We start from the raw sequence: 20,456 nt of genomic DNA on the forward strand, positions 1-20,456 counted from the left end.
AAATGACACGTATTACAGCGAAGTGTTTTACATACAACCTTGCATCCAAACATGTGTTACAAAAAAGCGGTTTTGAGTTAGATTATTGCGACAAAGATATTATTTATTGGTACTACCCATTGCCAGAGGACGTCGTATGACAGTGATAATTGCCAGTGGTAAACCGAAGTGTTGGGATAAAACAGTTGAAACAGTACCTACTAAAGCAAGTGATGTTTACACAGGTACTTTTCATCGATTATGTCGTGACTATACAAAGCATTTTTTAACAACCGAAACAGTACTGATTTTATCACCTTATTATGGTTTAGTTGAGTTAGATAAAGTATTAACAGAAACCTATGATGTACGCTTTAATGCCAGTGGTATAAATAAGAATACAATCCAAGCATCACAATTAAAAGCACAATGGTTAAAATTAAAAGAACCTGAACAATCAATCTATCTTTTTGGTGGAGAAAAGTTCATTAAATTTGTGAAGGCTTTTATGACAGAAGACGAAGCGAATTGGGTTGAATACCCATTAGTTGGTTTAGGAGGCATTGGCTACATGCAACAGAAAATGAAGTTATCTCTTTTAGCTAACGAACCCTTTCACAATACCAAGGATAAAATGATGTAACAGAAAGCCACAAAGCATAATTTGCTTTGTGGCTCTTTTAAGTTTTAAGATAATGGGTACCATTTAAAACCGTCTTTTGCTAACAATTCATTAGCAGCTTCAGGTCCTGTGCTACCAGATGCATAGTTTGGTAACGATGTTGGATGTGTTGCCCAACCTTCGTAAATACGATCAACAAGTTGCCATGAAAGTGCTACTTCATCCCAATGAGAGAAGTAAGTTGCGTCACCACGTAAACAATCATGAATAACTTTTTCATACGCTTCTGGTGCATTAGGATCAACTGAGTCAGCTGATGTTTGTAATACAGTTGGTTGTGTAACCAAGCCTTGTCCAGGTACTTTTACATTGATATTGAGTGAAATGCTTTCGTTTGGAGCAATTTCTATCACAAGTGTATTGCTGATTTGTTCATTTGAATCATCAAACAAGTTAGGGCGGTCATTTTTGAATTCAATCACAATACTTGTTTTCTTCGTTTCAAGACGTTTCCCTGTACGGATATATATCGGTACACCGTTCCAACGATCACTATGAGAAGTGAGTTTTCCAGCGACAAAAGTCTCTGTTGTTGATTTAGGATCAACGTTATCCTCAGAACGATAAGCTTTGTACTTAGTCGCATCTTCAGGATTCGCATCATATTGGCCAGGGACGAAGAAATTGTTCACTTCATCAACTTCAGGTACATCAAACGAGCGTAATAGACGAACTTTTTCAGCACGAATATCTGACTTGTCTAATGAAAGAGGGTAATCCATTAAAACCAGTGAAACAACTTGTAAAATGTGATTTTGGAACATGTCACGTAAAGCGCCACTGTTGTCATAATAACCACCACGCTCTTCCACACCTAATTCTTCAGCTAAAGTCACTTGGATGTTGCTGATGTGACGATTATTCCATAGCGCTTCAATCATTGGGTTTGCGAAACGAATAGCTGATACATTTTGAACCATCTCTTTACCTAAATAATGGTCGATGCGATAAATTTGATTTTCGTTAAACGCAAGACCTAAGGCATCATTTAGTTCCTGTGCGGATTCAAGATTATGACCAAATGGTTTTTCAATCATTAAACGTTGGTAACCCTCTGTATCTACAAGACCTTCAGATTTTAAACGGACCGCAATTTCATTAAAGAAAGTCGGTGCCATCGCAAGGAAAAAGATACGATTGCCCTTGAGGCTATATTTTGAATCGAGTTCGTTTGATAAATCAAGTAATACTTTGTATGATTCTTGGTTAGTAACATCATGTGAACGGTAATAAAAGTGTGAAACAAATTCTTGGATTTGCGATTTGTCGGCAATTGACGTAATGGAAGAAGCGACCTGTTGTCTGAATAACTCATTAGTTAACTGACGACGCGCTGTTCCGATAACTGCGAAGTTTTCTTTTAAAAATCCTTTTGCATACAAACGGTAGATTGCCGGATATAATTTTCGGTTAGCTAAATCTCCTGTGCCACCAAATATCGTTATAAGCGTTGTTTCTTCTTTTATAGTTGTCATATTGATAAGCCTTCTTTCATTCTCATTTAGATGCGTTTTTGCTTGCACCTACTAATATAACACGAAAGCTAAAAGTGGTATAGTAAGTGAATCGATAATTTTTAGAGAAATCTGATTTTTCGTTGAGATACTAGAAAGTACGGGTTTTTTTAAATTGTAAAATTGGTCGATAATATAATCAGTTAGCTAATATTATGGTAAAATAAGTGGTACACCTTTTAGGGTGTTTAGATGTGATAAATAATTTATGAATCTGATATAAATAATCATTTAATTGAATGAATAAAAAATAACAGTGATAGAAACGAGGCATAAAAATGGAACTGACTTTTTTGGGTACAGGAGCAGGTGTACCAGCGAAAACACGTAACGTCACAGCTATTGCGTTACAATTATTGGATGAACGCAGTGTTTGGTGGCTATTTGATTGTGGAGAAGCAACACAGCATCAATTATTGAAGAGTTCTTTAAAACCAGGGAAAATCGAAAAAATATTCATTACACATTTACACGGCGATCATATTTTTGGTTTGCCTGGCTTGTTAAGTAGTCGTTCATTCCAAGGCGGGGACACAGCGTTAACAGTCTATGGCCCTAAAGGAATTCGTGCTTTTATTGAGACAAGTTTGAAAGTGTCTCAAACACACTTATCGTATCCGTTGATCATTGAGGAAATGCAACCAGGTGTTATTTTTGAAGATGAACAATTTAAAGTCGAAACAGCACTGCTCAGTCATGGAATCGATAGTTACGGCTTTAGAATCGAAGAACGTGATAAAGTAGGGAAATTAGATGTTGCAGGGTTAACAAAACTTGGCGTTAAACCAGGCCCTGTATTTAAAGTAATTAAAGACGGTGGCGATGTGACGCTTGAAGACGGTTCAGTTATCTCAGGTAAAGATTTTGTAGCTCCTTCCATTAAAGGGCGGATTGTTACCATTCTAGGAGATACGCGTCCAACCGACACATCTGTTAAATTAGCGCAAGGTGCGAACGTTTTAGTTCACGAAGCAACATTTGAAGCTGATAAAAGTAAAATGGCCCGCGCTTACTATCATTCGTCAACAACTCAAGCAGCAACAATCGCACTTAAAGCTAATGTAACACACCTTATTTTGACTCATATTTCATCGCGTTATATGTTTGATGACTTGAAAAAACTGGCGCAAGAAGCGCGAAGTGTTTTTGAAAATACAGATATTGCAGATGACTTTTCAACGTTCGAGATACCTTATCAAAAGTAAAAAGTAGGGTTGTCTATTTAATGGTTAAGGGAGGTTTAAGATGGAACGTACAATTATTGTGACAGGGGCATCTAGCGGTGTTGGTTTTGAAATAGCAAGTCAGCTTTTAAAACAGGGAGACACGGTTATTTTGTTGGCACGACGTATCGAAACGATGACAAAACTAGTAGAAGATTATCCTGCTAAAGGGTATGTTTATACCTGTGATGTAAGTAACTCCGATGCTGTTAAAATAACAATAACGAGTATTCTAGAAAAATTCCCAAGAATTGATGGGGTGATTCATTGTGCTGGTTTTGGTTTATTTGAATTAGCGGAAAAAACACCAATTAAAAGCGTGGAAGGTATGTTGTTAACCAATGTTAGTGGGGGGATTCATATCAATCAACTTTTATTGCCACGTTTTAAAGCGCAACAAGCAGGTCATATTATGATGGTAGCCTCTGTAGCAGGCAAGCTAGCGACACCGAAAACAAGTGCATATGCTGCGAGTAAATTTGCTGTGATCGGTTATGCTAATGCGTTGCGGATGGAAGTAGCGGCCGATAATATTTTTGTGACAACAATTAATCCCGGCCCGATTACAACCCCATTTTTTGATATTGCAGATAAAGAGGGGACTTATTTAAAAGATGTCGCGCGTTTTAGCTTACAACCAGAAGTAGTTGCGTCTAAAATGATTAAGCTGATTGGCAAGCGTAAAAGAGAATTGACTTTGCCGTTTACAATGGCTTTAGGCGCTCGATTACACTCGCTTTTCCCACGTACTGTGGAATGGATTGCAAAACCCTTTTTCTTGAAAAAATAAATGGAAATATCTAGCTCTATCGATATACTTTTACGAACTTTGGTGCTAAACTGAAATAGAACAGATGTTCTGTTTGGGGAGGTGATAGAGTGGAAACGAAACGTAAAATTATTCATATTGATATGGACGCTTTTTATGCACAAGTAGAACAGCGTGATTTGCCATCATTAAAAGGGAAGCCTGTTGTGATAGCTAGTGATCCACGTGTTTCAAAACGAGGCGTTGTAGCAACAGCCTCTTACGAAGCGAGAAAGTTCGGCATTCACTCAGCGATGCCGAGTGTTGAAGCGTTGAAACTTTGTCCACAAGCGGTTTTTATCTCCCCACGAATGTCGCGATATCAAGAAATATCGGTCAAAATTCATGAAATATTCCATCGTTTTACGGATGAAATAGAACCGTTATCATTAGATGAAGCTTATCTTGATGTAACAGTTAATAAAATAAACGAACCTTCGGCTAGCCGGTTAGCGCAAAAGATTCAAGCGACCATTTATGATGAATTGCAACTGACAGCATCAGCAGGGGTCTCCTACAATAAATTTATCGCTAAGATGGCATCTGATTATAAAAAGCCAGCAGGTAGAACAGTGATTACGCCAGAAAAAGCACTTGCTTTTATCGCAGCCTTACCGATAGATGCTTTTTATGGTGTGGGTCATGTAACTGCTGAAAAAATGCACACACTAGGCATTCATACAGGTGCCGATTTATATCAATGGTCAGAATGGGATTTAATCATACAGTTTAAAAAAAGAGGGTACCAACTCTATCGATTAGTTAGAGGTATTGATGACTCGCCAGTTCGCTCACAACGTACACGTAAATCGTTTGGACGTGAAACAACCTTTGCCGCAGATGTAGTTGATGAAGTGGAGTTACAATTAGCTTTACGCTCTTTCTCACAAAGAATTTCAAAAACCTTGGTTGATAAGCAGATGAGTGCACAGACGATTGTTTTGAAAATTAGATATAATGATTTCACGACTCAAACACGTCGTTTAACTTTGCCAATGCGTTTGACTGAAAGTCATGAACTTTATTTTTATGGGATGCAAATTTTTGAAGAAATGTGGGAACAACGACCGGTGCGTTTGATTGGTTTAACAGTGACAGGACTAGAAACGAGACAGTTTGAAAATATGAAATTGGTAGGGTTGTAAACGGGGGCGTTAAAAATGGAACGATGTGAAGGATTAATTATTCGCGTGATGGATTACCGTGAATCAGATAAAATCATTCGGCTCTATACAAAAGAGTTTGGGAAAATCAGCCTGGTTGCACGTGGGGCAAAAAAAAGTAACAGCCGCATTGCTGCAGCCACACAGTTGTTTACCTATGGAGAATTCATGTTTTTTGGAAATAAAGGTTTGGGTACTTTGCAACAAGGTGAAGTAATCGAACGATTCCCAACGATAGCTAGTGATATTTTCACAACAGCGTATGGTTCTTATTGTGTTGATTTATTGGACAAGGCCGTTGAGGAACGTGAACCTAATCAAGCGCTTTTTCAATTAATTTATCAGGTGTTAGAGAGCATGAATGCGGGTGAAGATGCGCAAGTATTGTCTCAAATTTTTGAAATGAAAATGCTGAATACGTTAGGGCATTATCCAGAGCTGCGAGGGTGTGTACTTACAGGTGATACGGAAGGGCCGTTTGATCTCTCCATTAAAAATAATGGTTTGATTACGCAACGTTGTTTTGAGGATGATCCTCATCGAATGCATTTATCGGATAAAGTAGTTTATCTCCTGCGATTATATTATTTATTAGATTTTAGCCGTATTGGCAAAATTGATGTTAATCAAGCGACGACAGATGAAGTGCAACGTGCAATTGATGCTTATTATGATGAAGTTTCAGGATTAAATTTAAAAACCAAACGCTTTTTAAAACAAATGTCAACTTGGAGTACTGATTTACAGAAAAAAGATGGCGGAACAACCTGATTATTGACAGTGAAATTCTTGACAAAAACCACTATTTACAGTATCTTTATAGAAGTATATAAAGCAATGAAGAGCAGTAGTAGCAAACTGAACCGGTTGAAGTGAGTATGGGCTAGTGGGAACCATATAATACGGCATTTGTGAAGGCAGCTTGGAGCTTATTTTCTTGAGGTGGATGATTGTAAAATCATCAAGTAGGGTGGAACCGCGATATTTATCGTCCCTATGTTAGTCATTGTGATTAGCATAGGGACGTTTTTTTGTGCTTATTCAAACAATGCGAAAAAAAGCTAAAAGGAGAATGTGAAATGAACGTACAAACAATGATTCAAACACTGCAAGCTTATTGGGCAGAACAAAATTGCTTATTATTACAATCATACGATGTAGAAAAAGGGGCCGGAACAATGAGTCCGTATACTTTTTTACGTGCAATCGGACCAGAACCTTGGGCAGCTTGTTATGTAGAACCATCACGTCGTCCTGATGACGGTCGTTATGGTGAAAACCCTAACCGTTTATTCCAACATCACCAATTCCAAGTGGTCATTAAACCATCACCAGATAATATTCAAGAATTGTATTTAGGTTCGTTGGAAGCAATCGGTATTGATCCGCTTAAACATGATATTCGTTTTGTTGAAGATAACTGGGAAAATCCGTCAATGGGTTGTGCTGGTTTAGGTTGGGAAGTTTGGTTAGATGGTATGGAAATCACTCAATTCACTTATTTCCAACAAGTGGGTGGTTTAGAATGTTCACCTGTTACAAGTGAAATTACTTATGGAATTGAACGTCTTGCTTCGTATATTCAAGAAAAAGAAAGTGTTTTTGAATTAGAATGGAACAATGGTGTCACATATCGTATGTTGTTTGGCCAAGCAGAGTATGAGCATTCGAAATATGCATTTGAAACATCTAATCAAGAGATGTTATTAGAAAACTTTACGACCTTTGAACAAGAGGCATTAGCACAATTAGAATTAGGTTTAGTACACCCAGCCTATGATTATATTTTAAAATGTTCACACACATTCAACTTGCTTGATGCTCGTGGTGCAGTTTCTGTCACAGAACGCGCGAATTACATTGGCCGTATTCGTAAACTAGCACGCGGCGTTGCTAAAACGTATGTCGCTGAACGTGAAAAATTGGGCTTCCCAATGTTGAAAAAGGAGGATTAAGCAGATGACACAAGATATTTTATTAGAAATTGGTTTAGAAGAAATGCCTGCAAAATATGTGCAAGCTTCTGAAATTCAATTGAAAGAACATGTACAAGCATGGTTAACAGAACAAGGATTAGAACATGGCGAAGTATCATCTTATTCAACACCACGTCGTTTAGCAGTGACAGTGCAAGCCGTTGCAGAATCACAAGCTGACCGTGAAGATGAGGTGCGAGGACCTGCTAAAAAGACAGCTTTAGATGAAAACGGCGAGTGGTCACGCGCAGCACAAGGTTTTGTAAGAGGTCAAGGTGTCTCAACAGATGACATCTACTTTAAAGAAGTGAAAGGGACGGAATATGTGTTTGTTTTGAAAAAAACAACGGGTGTTTCGACAACCGAACTTTTAAAAGAATGGGACAAAATTGTCTTAGGTTTAAATTTCCCAGTTAACATGCATTGGGCTAATCACCATGTTAAATACATTCGTCCAATTCACTGGATCGTTGCTTTATACGGTGAAACAGTCGTGCCATTCCAAATTTTAGATGTTGAGACAGGACGCACATCACGCGGACATCGTTTTTTAGGTAAAGATATTGAAATTAAATCGGCAGCAACCTATGAATCACAATTAGAAGAAGTATTTGTCGTTGCAGAACAAACAAAACGCCGTGAAATGATTGCGGGTCAAGTGGCTGCATTAGCAACTCAAAAAGGTTGGACTGTTCCAATAGATGAAGATTTACTTGAGGAAGTAACAAACCTCGTTGAGTACCCAACTGTTTTATTCGGTAACTTTGAAGAGAACTATCTTGATTTACCGGCAGATGTATTGATAACGATTATGCGTGAACACCAACGTTACTTCCCAGTTACAGATGCGGCGGGTCAATTATTACCGTTCTTCATTACTGTTCGTAACGGAAATGATCAATACCTTGAAACGGTTGCTAAAGGAAACGAGAAAGTCTTACGTGCCCGTCTTTCTGATGGTGAGTTTTTCTATCAAGAAGATCAAAAAATTACAATTGCTGCAGCGTTAGAAAAATTAGAAAAAATTACGTTCCACCAAAAATTAGGTTCAATGTCAGCTAAAATTGAACGAGTGGGTAAAGTCGTTGCAGCATTAGCTGATCGTTTTGGTTTTACAGCAGATGAAAAAGAAGATATACAGCGTGCCGCAGCTATTTATAAATTTGATCTTGTGACTAATTTAGTGGGTGAATTCCCAGAATTGCAAGGCGAAATGGGTTATAAATATGCCTTGTTGCAAGGTGAAAAAGAAACGGTTGCCACTGCCATTCGTGAGTCATACCTTCCTAAAAGTTCAGAAGGTGAATTACCTAGCAGTAAAATCGGTGCGTTGCTTGCATTAGCTGACAAATTAGAAACACTCGGTGGTTTCTTCTCTGTAGATATGGTTCCGACGGGTTCAAATGATCCATTTGCACTTCGTCGTGCGATGATTGGTGTTGTCCGTATTTTAATTAACCAAGGATGGGAATTGCCATTCGACGGCACTATTCGTGAAATTATTACATTACAAGAAAATGCTGGCGTTAAAGTGATGCCAATTGATGAAACGCTTAACCAATTCCATCAATTCTTAGGTCGTCGTTTACGTAATCTACTAAGCGGTGAAGCTGTTCGTCATGATATTGTTGAAGCAATGGTCGGTGGTGAAACACGTGATTTATCACAGTTGTTTAAACGTGCGACTGCTCTTAATAACGTGAGTAAAGAAGAGTGGTTCCGTCCAACGGTAGAAGCATTAACACGAGTGATGAACTTATCACAAAAATTAGAAGCACCATGTGCTATCGAAGAAGAATTGTTTGAAAATGAAAGCGAAGCAGCGCTTTACACAGCTATTACACAAGTAAAACAATCATATAAAGCGGCAACACCTGAAGAAAAATTAGCTTTATTCAAGTCTTTAAAACAACCCATTGAAGCGTTTTTTGAAAATACATTAGTCATGGTAGATGATGAAAAGAAACGTAATAATCGTTTATCAATGCTTGCCGAGTTAGCTTCTGTATTACGCAGCTTCGCTAATTTTGATGAAATTATTGTTAAATAAAATATTTTATTAATAAAAAAGGGTTTTAGCTAGCAATGTCGAATATTAGTTATATGACTCTTTTGAAAACGAGTTAATAGCTATTAATGAGGTGACAACAAATTGTTTAATGGGAGAAGTTATCCAGCAGTAACAGATGTTATTGTGGATGCAGATGCCTGTCCGGTTAAGGAAGAAGTCGCAGAAATAGCGGCGAATTTTAATATACCTGTTGTCTATGTGGCTTCTTACAATCATTTTTCAATCAATCGTTCAGGGAACTGGGTGTACGTTGATACAATGAAAGAAGCAGCTGATATGAAAATTGTAAACTTAGCAAAAAGAACGACATTAGTAATCACACAAGATATCGGTTTAGCGAGTTTATTATTGGCTAAAGCAGCGCTAGTGATTAATCAGTATGGTGTCATTTACGATGAGAATACCATTGATGGCAGTTTAGAAAGACGTTATCTGGCAGCAAAACAACGCCGCCAAGGCGTGCATTCTAAAGGACCTAAAGCTTTCACATTCGAAAATCGTTTAGACTTCAAAAAACGATTTGTGTCTTATTTAGAAACTATGGAATGAAATGATGTGGTAAAAAGTGTCTAGACGTATACCAGAAGAACTCGTCACACGCATTCAACAAGAGAATGACATTGTTGATGTAGTCAGTGATTATGTTCAACTGAAAAAGCAGGGCCGCAATTATAGCGGCCTCTGTCCTTTTCATAATGAAAAAACCCCTTCGTTTTCCGTTTCACCTGAAAAACAAATTTTTCATTGTTTTGGGTGTGGAAAAGGTGGGAACATGTTTACTTTCTTGATGGAATCTGAAGGAATAAGTTTTCAGGAAGCTGCGCTTAAATTGGCGGAACGAAGTCATATTCCAATTGGCGATTTAAAAGTCACTACTAGTGGTGATCAAACTTTCCAAGAGCCACCGATTGAGGATCAAGAAACGCACAGTATGATTGAAGCCCATGCATTGGTGGCGCAACTTTATCATTATATTTTAACGAGCACTGAAGAAGGAACAATCGCGTTGGATTATTTACATGAGCGTGGATTAACCGATGAAGTCATTCGTGAATATAATATTGGTTTTGCACCTAAAAGTTGGGAATTAGTAACCGCCTTTTTAGAAAAAAGAGGTTTTGATTACAATGTAATGATTGATGCAGGTTTATTAGCAAGACGTGATGACGGTAATGCAGTCGATCGTTTTCGTGAACGGGTTATGTTCCCGATTACCAATGACCGTGGTCAAACTATTGCTTTTTCGGGTCGTTTATTGCCCGATGTAGAGGGTCCAAAATATTTGAATAGTCCTGAAACGCTTTTATTTAATAAGCGAAATGTTCTTTTTAATTTTGCAGCTGCGCGTAAAGCGATACGACAAACTAAATCTGTTACAATCTTCGAAGGATTTATGGATGTCATTGCTGCAAGTCAAGCAGGTGTAACAAATGGTGTTGCATCTATGGGGACATCACTTACGCCGGAGCATATTGCTAAGTTAAAAAGAGTGACTGATCGCCTAATTGTATGCTATGATGGTGATTCTGCAGGTCTGAATGCAACTTACAAAGCAGTGCAGTTGATTCAGGAGGCACGTGGACTTAATGTAAAGATTATTTCTTTGCCGGAAAAACTTGATCCAGATGAGTATATCCGTAAAAAAGGTGCTGAAGCGTTTAAAGATTTTTATGAACAGCAACAAATTGAATGGCCGATGTTTTTAATGCGTTATTTAGGAACAATACAAGATTTAAATCAAGCCGATGAAATAGCTAACTATGTGGATACATTGTTGGATGAAATATCGAGAATTGATCGGCCAATCGAGCAAGAAGTTTATTTAACTGAATTAGAACAACGTACCAAAATTGATAAGGCTGTTCTACGACAACAATTAGCAACACGACAACCACAAACGGCTTATGAAGAGACTTTTTTTCAACCGCAAACACAACAAGTTGTTAAACGGACAGCTTTGGATAAAATGGAACGTTATTTAGTTTTATTGATGCTAAAAGATACACAATTTTTCGACCAAATACAGCAAAAATTTGAAGCGTCTACTTTGAGTTTTTACCACGATGATTATCAAGCTATCTATACCTATTTATTGCCATATTATCTCCAAGGTAATATCGCAGATGTTGCACAGTTTTTAATCGAGGTTAAAGATGAACGCGTTAAAAATATTATTGTTGAGATGGAAATGGAAGAATTGCCTAATATTGAAGAGGTTGATATTGCTGACTGTTGTTATCAATTAGATAAATTGCAACGTTTACAAGATTTCAAAAGGCTAAAACAAGAACAAATCGATGCGTTAAATGCAAATGATAGTGATAAAGTGAGAGCAATTTCACTAGAAATAATTTCAAAAAAACGCGCGTTAGACAAGCTGTAATATTTAAAGGGGGACATACGAGTGGCTAAAAAAGCTGTAGAAAAAAAATTAACACTTGAGCAAACGAAAGACGCACTTCTTGCCCGAGGTAAAAAAGAAGAAACATTAACATATGACGAAGTTTCTAAACAACTAGCACCTTTTGATTTAGATGTTGAATTGTTGGATGAATTTATCGAACATTTAACAAATGAAGGTGTTGAATTAACAGACGAACCAGCTCCAGAAGCTGAAAAAGACGAAAAATTAGATGTCTCTGATTTAAGTGTGCCGCCAGGTGTTAAAATAAATGACCCTGTACGTATGTATCTTAAAGAAATTGGTCGCGTTGATTTATTATCAGCTGCTGAAGAAGTTTCTCTAGCGAAACGTATCGAAGCTGGCGATTTAGAAGCAAAAGCACAATTAGCAGAAGCAAACTTACGTCTTGTAGTATCAATCGCTAAACGTTATGTTGGGCGTGGTATGCTGTTCCTTGATTTAATTCAAGAAGGAAACATGGGATTAATGAAAGCAGTAGAGAAATTTGATTTCTCTAAAGGTTTCAAATTTAGTACTTATGCAACATGGTGGATTCGTCAAGCAATTACCCGTGCGATTGCGGATCAAGCGCGTACAATTCGTATTCCTGTGCATATGGTTGAAACAATCAATAAATTGATCCGTGTGCAACGTCAATTATTACAAGATTTAGGTCGTGAACCTTCACCAGAAGAAATTGGTGAGGAGATGGATCTTACAACAGAAAAAGTTCGTGAAATTCTTAAAATCGCACAAGAACCTGTATCACTTGAAACGCCAATCGGTGAAGAAGATGATTCACATCTTGGTGATTTTATTGAAGATCAAGAAGCGACATCACCAGCTGAACATGCTGCGTATGAATTACTTAAAGAACAACTAGAAGATGTATTGGATACATTGACTGACCGTGAAGAAAACGTTTTACGTCTTCGTTTCGGCCTAGATGACGGACGTACACGTACATTAGAAGAAGTTGGTAAAGTATTTGGTGTTACCCGCGAACGTATTCGTCAAATTGAAGCGAAAGCATTGCGTAAATTACGCCATCCAAGTCGTAGCAAACAACTAAAAGATTTCTTAGAATAAAAACGATGAACCGTAAACATCTTTCGAGATGCGTACGGTTTTTTTATATTTAAAAGAAGTACTCTCGTGACTGCAAATATATCTTTGTAGTCTTTTTCTTGTAATTAATAGATTGAAAATAGTGATTTGGAGATGATTGATTAATGAAATATAAAGATATAAAAAGTTATAAATAAAGATATAAAATTAATGTGTAAATGCTTTTGAATCAACGTTCATGACACATAAATGTATTGACTTTAAGAAAGAGAATGTGCTATATTTGATTTCAAATTAAGCGGTATAGGAAATCAAAGGAGGTGAAGTAATCGTGTTAGTACAAAAGGTGAGCAGAACAGGAAGGTGCATACGTATACTATCAATATTTACTCTCACATTCAGTTTGTTTGCAGCGATGCCATTAAATGCGAAAGCACTTGACGCACAAGGTTCAGATATGGCTCGTGTCGCATCAGGTCCGAAAGATGGTGGGTATTGGATTAGAGGCTATAAATGGGCATGGCCACTTGAGCAAGTTGTCTCAGAGTACAAACATTATACAAAACGGTCACATGGCAGTGTTGTAAATGGTAATGGCACTTATAATTCGGGTGGCTGGACAAAATCAAAAAATCGTTTTAGTCGAGCGACAGCTAACTGGACTCCTTGGGGGACTAATAAAGCATATTATGATAGCACGAAATAACTTAAAGCATTTTAGCCCGAAGGCTAAGATGCTTTTTCTAAGTTTAACGGACTTACTTTTAGGGGGACATTGATGAAGAAAATCATTTTTGTAGTGCTAACGTTACAAATGGTATTGCTGAGTGTATTGCTCGTGACGTTGGAAAAAAGACAAAGTCGACAGCAATTATTATACAATGATGTGACAATTATGAGTATTGATACTGATGGAGCAAAAGGAGACGTTGCGACTAAGATTATCGATAGCGCTAATAAGCTTGATTTGACAATCGCTGTTTATATTCACCCTGACGAAAAAACACAGAAAATAGTGACGAATGATGTGAGTTTAGGTGGGCGAATACCAATAAACGATGTTAAACTCACTAAACCAACGGATTTTATTAGTTCACAAAAAACAATCGAGTCGCAACAAAAAGGGCAATTTGCTTTGTTTGATCAAACGTTGCGTTTAGATATTTCGCTAATGAAAGATAATCGTAATTATCAACCATCCAGTCTATATTATTTATTCACAACTAATAAGAAAACACTCGATCAGTTTAAAACAGTTTTAACTAAAGAAGGCATGAGTGTTAATGAAGGGAAGATAGATGCGCAAGCGCAAATGTGGTTACAGCATTTATCACAGCAGTGGGATTGGGTATTGCTCAACTTGTTGGTTAGCATAGCGTTATGTGTTGTGCTGCTACATGATGGCTTTTTACAACAACGAACACGCTATCTTTTAAGTTTGCAAGGTTACGCAAAAGGCAAGATTTGGTGGTATGGTATCAAACGTTTACGTGGACCTTTGTTGTATAGTTTCTTGGTAGCATTATGTTTTATCGTTGTGTGGCAATTTAGCCAATCCGGTAGCGTATTTATCGATAAAGTGTTACTAATCGTTAGTTTCACCGCAGTTCTTATTTTATTCAGTAGTATAGTAATCATTGGTTTAACCGTGTTATTCGATAAACAAGCCTTAGATAGTGTCAAAGGAAAACGTCCAGTAAAGAGACTTTTTATCCTTTATCTGTGTTTGAAAATTTGTTTTTTAACTTTAATTGCTGGGCTCGTGCATGTATACGTCAGTAATCAAGCAATGTTAACATCTGCTTTAGAAGAAACAGCTGATTGGAAGAAAATGCGCGGTATTTATACACCAGAGCAAAGTTATGTTGGGCAAGAAAATCGTGCCATTAGTGCAAAAAGTGGGCAAAAATTAAAAAAACTGTATGAAGCAATGCAACCACTAGGTGGCTATTTAATGGCGTCCAATGATTTTAAACTTGACGATGGTGTTGATGAAAAAGCCTTTTTAGCAGAAAAAGATGTCAGTCTTATTAATCCAGATGAACGTAAAGTGATACTTGATCTTAACTATTTGAAACGACATCCGCTTAAAGGGAGTATTCAGTATGAAGATATTGTTGCAGCAGTCAATTGGGATAAACGAGTGCGAAACGTACTTGTACCACAAAAGTTTAAAGTGCGCGAAGCAGAAATCAAAAAGATTTTTTTAGAAGATTTTGTGTCGAGTCGAATTGATGTGATGGATTATTACAATGATTTTTTAGATTTACCACGAACGACTGAGAAAGCGGCTGATTTAAGTGTGAATTTAATTTACATTGACGATGACAACGACTATTTTTCGTATGGTAATGGTATCCCACTATTGCTTCCGAATGCCTTTGCCACAATTGAAACAGGTAATATAACTCCGTTAGATTACAGTTGGTATTTTTCTGGCAACGTCTATTTTGAAGCAAAAGGTGACCCCTATGCCACCATTTTTCCAGCGATTCAAAAATCTAAAACAGAAGGATTGGTTCGTAGTGTCGCTTCGGTTTATAATCGTAAAGGCTTTATAATTCAACTTTTGAATGAAAATAAAGCGAAATTAGCGCTCTTTTTAGGGCTGCTTATCGGCAGTTCACTACTATTAACGTATACGCTAACGGCACTTTATTTTAGGAGATACCAGCGCAGAATTGTCATTACGTATTGTCACGGCTACAATTATTGGAAGATGCACTACCCGTTTTTAAGGTTGCTTATTATCTTAAATGGTTTATTGTTTGCTGTCTTGTTGTTAACAACTAAAATGGTCATAATAGGTAGTTTTTTATGCTACGTTATGCTTGAATTTGCTTTAGTCTATGGCTTCCATCGTTTGTTTGAAAAACGTCAATTAGCTAAAAGTTTAAAGAGGGGGAGTTAATGTGATTGAAACGCAAAAATTAACAAAAAAATTCGGTAACAAGGTTGTATTACAACCGTTATCGTTAATAATAGAAGAAGGCGACTTTGTAGTCATAACAGGAAGAAGCGGTTCAGGAAAAACAACCTTGTTGAATATTTTATCGTTGTTGGAAGCACCGAGTAGCGGAATACTCAAACATAATGGGGAAATGAATTTGTCTCGTCGAGCAACGCGACAGTTGAAACGTGATTCATATGCTTATTTATTTCAAAATTATGGCTTAATTGAAGAAGAAACAGTTGCTGCTAATATCAGTATCGCACTTGCAAAAAAGAGTAAACAACAACACTCACAAATTATTTCAAGTGCTTTAGCAAAAGTGGGATTGAAAAATTATGAGAAACAACACATTTATGAGTTAAGTGGTGGACAACAGCAACGTGTTGCTTTGGCTCGGGTGATTGCTAAAAAAACGCGTTGGTTATTTGCAGATGAGCCGACAGGTAACTTGGATGAAGCAAATCGTGAACTTGTATTTAAGCTCTTAAAAGACTTGCATACAAAAGGTTGCACAATTGTATTAGTTACTCATGACTCATACATGGCGAAATTGGCGACAAAAACAGTTCATTTATAGTGTTTAACCGGTAACTATTGAATAATAGCTGTTTAAATCATTCAGTGCCATTATTCTACTATCAATCTGTTAATATACAATCCAACATTCTTATCAGATAGCTATATAACAATTAGAAAAAAATAAAAAAGAGTGCAGATTAATCCTGCACTCTCTTTTTTTTGTATGATAGGATTAAATTTTCACTTACGCCTATTTCTTTACAAGAGATACTACCATAACACCTAAGTAAAGCTATAAAAAGGCTTTATTCTTACAAAAAAAGAATCAAATATTAGCACATTTAAAAAACTTTGTTATAATGAACAGTGGTAGAAATTATTTATGTGTGTGATCACACGAATGATGATCATGTGCTTTTTTCGTACGGAGTGAAAATTCATCTGGCACCATGTCAACTCCGCCAGGATGAAAAGGATGGCACTTAAGTATTCGTTTTATGGCAAGATAACTACCCTTAAAGGCACCGAATTTTTCAATGGATTCTAATCCATAAGTTGAACAAGTCGGATAAAAACGACAGCTAGGTGGGAACAAGGGTGATATTAACTTGCGATAACACTTAATAAGGAACAATAATATCTGTTTCAAAACAATCAACCTTTCAATTAATTCATCTAGCTCCATTGTATACTAAAATACGGTGTAAGACGCTAGATATGATTGCTGATTGAAGAAAAAGGGGAATGAACTATGATAGAATATACTGATTTAACAGGTGGAAAAGTACAAATGACTTTCGAAAAAAACCAATTAGGCACTGATGTGAAAGATATTTTAGTGATACCTTACATTAAAACAGGTCATTGGCTTATGACTGAAAATATCGTTCGTGGAATTGAGTTTCCCGGAGGAAAAATAGATCCTGATGAAACTGTCGAGCAAGCTGTTGTCCGTGAATTATGGGAAGAGACAGGTGTGCATCTGAAAAGTGAAGATAAATGGACCTTTTTAGCTGATTACGAGTTTCAAGATAAAAAACGTGGTCGAGTGATTAAACGCGCTTTTTTAATAGAGATGGCAACATACGAAGAAGCACCACTGCCTGAAGACTATGAAACGAGCGGTGTGCACTTATTAACAGAAGCAGAATACCTTCAATTGGAGACCTCTTCATTGAGTTTTTATATGAAAGATGCCGGAATGGAATTACTTTGGAATAAAGCGAAGGAAATCATCAAACATTAGTCTAATTTCATTGACAAGACAAGGTTTGTTTGAGATAATCAAAATATATCATGATGAAACAATTATGAATCTTATCAAGAGTGGTTGAGGGACTGGCCCTATGAAACCCAGCAGCCTACACTAAGGTGTAAGGTGCTAACCTGTGGCAAGATACAAAGGTATCTTGAGCGATAAGAGAAAAAAGGTATAGCTATAAGTATGCTATTATGACCTTTTCTCTTTTTAGTGAGAAAAGGTTTTTTAATGCAGTTTATTGCCACTTTTTTACGATTGCATAAGAGGTTATAGCGTTTCTAAATCGATGCATGATAAAAAATGGAGGATTTAACATGACAAAAAACCGTCGTCTTTTCACATCAGAATCTGTAAGTGAAGGACATCCAGACAAAATGGCAGATCAAATTTCAGATGCAATTTTGGATGCGATTTTAGAGAAAGACCCAATGGCACGTGTTGCCTGCGAAACAACAGTAACAACAGGAATCGTTTTAGTCGCAGGTGAAATTTCAACGAGCACTTACGTTGATATTCCTGCAGTCGTTCGTCAAACAATCCGTGAGATTGGTTACACAAGAGCGAAGTACGGCTTTGATGCGTCAACGTGTTCTGTATTGACAGCAATCGATGAACAATCGAGTGATATTGCACAAGGTGTAGATGTTGCTTTAGAGAGTCGTGATGGCGAAATTGTTGAAGAAGATATTGATGCAATTGGAGCAGGCGATCAAGGTTTGATGTTTGGGTTTGCAACTAACGAAACAGAAGAATTGATGCCGTTGCCGATTTCATTAGCACATGCATTGGCACGCCGCGTTGCAAAATTGCGTAAAGAAAACATTGTTGATTATTTACGACCAGACTCAAAAACACAAGTAACGGTTGAATATAACGAAGATGGTACACCTGCACGTGTAGATACCATTGTTATTTCAACTCAACATCATCCTGATGTAGAGCAATCAACCATCCATGAAGATATGCGTAAACTCGTTATTGACGAAGTGATTCCTGCAGAATTACTTGACGATGAAACAAAATATTTCATCAACCCGACTGGTCGATTCGTTATCGGTGGACCACAAGGTGATTGTGGTTTAACAGGACGTAAAATTATTGTCGACACTTACGGTGGTTATGCTCGTCACGGTGGTGGTGCTTTTTCTGGGAAAGATGCTACAAAAGTTGACCGTTCAGGTGCTTATGCTGCACGTTACGTTGCTAAAAACATCGTAGCAGCTGGTTTGGCTGATAAGGTAGAAGTACAAATTGCCTATGCAATTGGTGTCGCAAAACCTGTATCAATTTCAGTTAATGCTTTCGGAACAAGTTCATACTCTGAAGATGAGTTAATCGATGCCGTGAATGCAACATTTGATTTACGACCAGCAGGTATTATTAAAATGCTTGATCTTCGTCGTCCAATCTACCGCCAAACGGCAGCTTACGGACACTTTGGTCGTTTAGATCTTGATTTACCATGGGAGAAAACAGATCGTATTACAGCGTTGAAAGATGCACTGAAATAAAATTTAAAATCTCTGTCACGCACATGATTTAGTGTTGTTGTGGTCAGAGATTTTTGATGTTTAAAGCGAAAGGAAGCTGATGTTAAATGTTTGAGCAACAGCAGTTGTCAGGTTATTGGCAGACCGTTTTAGAGCAAGAAATGACGAAAGATTATTTTAAACAACTCACCCGTTTTTTAGAAAAAGAATATGCTTCAAAAACAATTTATCCACCAAAAGAAGAGGTTTTTAACGCCTTAGCACTAACCAACTATGAAGACGTGCGTGTGGTCATTTTAGGACAAGACCCTTATCATGGACCGGGTCAGGCAGAAGGGCTGAGTTTTTCAGTGAAAAGTGGAATGCCATTACCACCATCTTTACGAAACATTTATAAAGAACTAGCAGATGATTTGAAGGTTACAACACCAACAAATGGAAGTTTGCAATCGTGGGCAAAACAAGGTGTATTGTTATTAAATGCGGTACTTACTGTACAAGCCCACCAAGCTCATTCTCATAAAAAGCAAGGGTGGGAAACATTTACAGATTGTTTAATTGATGAACTTAATCAGCGTGAAAAGCCAATTGTTTTTATTCTATGGGGTAAACCGGCACAAACAAAAAGTCAAAGAATCGATCAGTCGCGTCATTTTATTATAGAAGCGCCTCATCCCAGTCCTTTATCATCGTATCGTGGCTTTTTTGGAAGCAAACCCTTTTCAAAATCTAATGAGATTTTAATTTCGATGGGTGATAATGAAATAGATTGGTCGAATACAAGGAAATTCTAGTGTTTAACAAACATTGTATGATATTATAAGGATAGTTGTTTCAGGTAAAATGAATAAAAAATTAAATGGTAGTTTACGTATAGGAGAGAATATAATATGTGTGGATTTATAGGATGTATAAATAATAAACCAGTAGCGATATCAGCAGATGATAAAGCTGTTTTTGAAAAAATGAATAAATTTATTGAACACCGTGGCCCAGATGATGAAGGCTATTTTTATGAAGATCATATTTCAATGGGATTTCGTCGCCTAAGTATTGTTGATGTTGAAAATGGGCATCAACCTTTAGCTTATGATGATGGTCGTTATTGGATTATTTTTAATGGTGAAGTATATAATCACGTTGCTTTGCGCGAAGAATTAATCGCAAAAGGACATACTTTTAAAACTGAGAGTGATACAGAAGTTATTATTGCAATGTATTCAGAGTATAAGGAAGAATCCGTTAAACGTTTGCGCGGAATGTTTGGTTTCGTAATTTGGGATCGCGAAGAAAAAACAGCTTTTATTGCCCGTGATCAAATCGGAATTAAACCCGTTAATTATGT

General features: G+C 37.1%; 19 protein-coding genes, 1 riboswitch and 1 other annotated feature. Of the genes, 17 read left to right on the top strand and 2 right to left on the bottom strand.

Annotated features, from left to right (window positions below):
• Positions 1 to 136 precede the first annotated feature (136 nt).
• The gene (locus tag IKV95_RS00065; RefSeq protein WP_287451272.1) at positions 137 to 622 is read left to right on the top strand and encodes a DUF6884 domain-containing protein; all 486 of its coding nucleotides are present in this window, start codon (positions 137 to 139) and stop codon (positions 620 to 622) included.
• Positions 623 to 666: 44 nt separating this feature from the next.
• On the opposite strand, the gene zwf is transcribed toward IKV95_RS00065, so the two are convergent.
• The gene (gene zwf / locus IKV95_RS00070) at positions 667 to 2,136 is read right to left on the bottom strand and encodes a glucose-6-phosphate dehydrogenase (protein ID WP_069125160.1); all 1,470 of its coding nucleotides are present in this window, start codon (positions 2,134 to 2,136) and stop codon (positions 667 to 669) included.
• A gap of 317 nt (positions 2,137 to 2,453) precedes the next feature.
• Between zwf and rnz the strand changes: the two genes are divergently transcribed.
• The 12 genes from rnz to IKV95_RS00130 all read left to right on the top strand — a co-directional run bounded on the left by rnz (position 2,454) and on the right by IKV95_RS00130 (position 16,418).
• Positions 2,454 to 3,380: a ribonuclease Z gene (gene rnz, locus IKV95_RS00075; RefSeq protein WP_029092494.1), complete on the top strand. Its 927-nt coding sequence runs from the start codon at positions 2,454 to 2,456 to the stop codon at positions 3,378 to 3,380.
• A gap of 40 nt (positions 3,381 to 3,420) precedes the next feature.
• Entirely contained in the window at positions 3,421 to 4,188 is a 768-nt protein-coding gene (locus IKV95_RS00080; RefSeq protein WP_029092493.1) for an SDR family NAD(P)-dependent oxidoreductase, read from the top strand.
• 89 nt (positions 4,189 to 4,277) lie between these two features.
• The gene (dinB, locus tag IKV95_RS00085) at positions 4,278 to 5,351 is read left to right on the top strand and encodes a DNA polymerase IV (RefSeq protein ID WP_069120694.1); all 1,074 of its coding nucleotides are present in this window, start codon (positions 4,278 to 4,280) and stop codon (positions 5,349 to 5,351) included.
• Between the two features lie 15 nt (positions 5,352 to 5,366).
• Entirely contained in the window at positions 5,367 to 6,140 is a 774-nt protein-coding gene (recO, locus tag IKV95_RS00090) for a DNA repair protein RecO (protein WP_069120692.1), read from the top strand.
• Positions 6,141 to 6,197: 57 nt separating this feature from the next.
• Positions 6,198 to 6,368: a binding site (T-box leader), on the top strand.
• A gap of 80 nt (positions 6,369 to 6,448) precedes the next feature.
• Positions 6,449 to 7,324 carry a glycine--tRNA ligase subunit alpha gene (gene glyQ, locus IKV95_RS00095; RefSeq protein ID WP_069120691.1) on the top strand — a complete coding sequence of 292 codons (876 nt, stop codon included), beginning with the start codon at positions 6,449 to 6,451 and terminating at the stop codon, positions 7,322 to 7,324.
• A gap of 4 nt (positions 7,325 to 7,328) precedes the next feature.
• Positions 7,329 to 9,395 carry a glycine--tRNA ligase subunit beta gene (glyS, locus tag IKV95_RS00100; protein ID WP_287451273.1) on the top strand — a complete coding sequence of 689 codons (2,067 nt, stop codon included), beginning with the start codon at positions 7,329 to 7,331 and terminating at the stop codon, positions 9,393 to 9,395.
• A gap of 102 nt (positions 9,396 to 9,497) precedes the next feature.
• A complete protein-coding gene (locus IKV95_RS00105; RefSeq protein WP_069120688.1) occupies positions 9,498 to 9,965 on the top strand; it encodes a YaiI/YqxD family protein in 468 nt (155 codons plus the stop codon).
• A gap of 16 nt (positions 9,966 to 9,981) precedes the next feature.
• Complete coding sequence (gene dnaG, locus IKV95_RS00110) at positions 9,982 to 11,799, top strand: DNA primase (RefSeq protein ID WP_287451274.1); 1,818 nt, start codon at positions 9,982 to 9,984, stop codon at positions 11,797 to 11,799.
• A gap of 21 nt (positions 11,800 to 11,820) precedes the next feature.
• On the top strand, positions 11,821 to 12,909 hold the full coding sequence (gene rpoD, locus IKV95_RS00115) for an RNA polymerase sigma factor RpoD (protein ID WP_029092486.1): 1,089 nt from the start codon (positions 11,821 to 11,823) through the stop codon (positions 12,907 to 12,909).
• A gap of 310 nt (positions 12,910 to 13,219) precedes the next feature.
• Positions 13,220 to 13,594, top strand: coding sequence for a lactococcin 972 family bacteriocin (locus tag IKV95_RS00120; protein ID WP_051457217.1), 375 nt, complete (start codon positions 13,220 to 13,222; stop codon positions 13,592 to 13,594).
• A gap of 72 nt (positions 13,595 to 13,666) precedes the next feature.
• Complete coding sequence (locus IKV95_RS00125) at positions 13,667 to 15,799, top strand: DUF1430 domain-containing protein (protein WP_287451275.1); 2,133 nt, start codon at positions 13,667 to 13,669, stop codon at positions 15,797 to 15,799.
• 1 nt (position 15,800) lies between these two features.
• Positions 15,801 to 16,418 carry an ATP-binding cassette domain-containing protein gene (locus IKV95_RS00130; protein ID WP_069125142.1) on the top strand — a complete coding sequence of 206 codons (618 nt, stop codon included), beginning with the start codon at positions 15,801 to 15,803 and terminating at the stop codon, positions 16,416 to 16,418.
• A gap of 318 nt (positions 16,419 to 16,736) precedes the next feature.
• Here IKV95_RS00130 and yidD read toward each other — a convergent pair whose 3' ends face one another.
• Entirely contained in the window at positions 16,737 to 17,009 is a 273-nt protein-coding gene (gene yidD / locus IKV95_RS00135; RefSeq protein WP_080712972.1) for a membrane protein insertion efficiency factor YidD, read from the bottom strand.
• Between the two features lie 102 nt (positions 17,010 to 17,111).
• Between yidD and IKV95_RS00140 the strand changes: the two genes are divergently transcribed.
• The 4 genes from IKV95_RS00140 to IKV95_RS00155 all read left to right on the top strand — a co-directional run.
• Entirely contained in the window at positions 17,112 to 17,606 is a 495-nt protein-coding gene (locus IKV95_RS00140; protein WP_029092483.1) for an NUDIX domain-containing protein, read from the top strand.
• A 68-nt stretch (positions 17,607 to 17,674) separates the two neighbouring features.
• A riboswitch (SAM riboswitch) is annotated at positions 17,675 to 17,783 on the top strand.
• A gap of 152 nt (positions 17,784 to 17,935) precedes the next feature.
• Positions 17,936 to 19,132, top strand: a complete 1,197-nt coding sequence (gene metK / locus IKV95_RS00145) for a methionine adenosyltransferase (protein WP_069120683.1) — start codon at positions 17,936 to 17,938, stop codon at positions 19,130 to 19,132.
• Positions 19,133 to 19,218: 86 nt separating this feature from the next.
• Positions 19,219 to 19,905, top strand: coding sequence for a uracil-DNA glycosylase (locus IKV95_RS00150; protein ID WP_069128838.1), 687 nt, complete (start codon positions 19,219 to 19,221; stop codon positions 19,903 to 19,905).
• A 96-nt stretch (positions 19,906 to 20,001) separates the two neighbouring features.
• Positions 20,002 to 20,456, top strand: a 455-nt coding sequence (locus IKV95_RS00155; RefSeq protein WP_483296353.1) for an asparagine synthetase B family protein, incomplete at its 3' end; no start/stop codon positions are given.

Origin of the sequence: Brochothrix sp. (genome assembly GCF_017549435.1) — a bacterium.
GTDB classification, from domain to species: domain Bacteria; phylum Bacillota; class Bacilli; order Lactobacillales; family Listeriaceae; genus Brochothrix; species Brochothrix thermosphacta.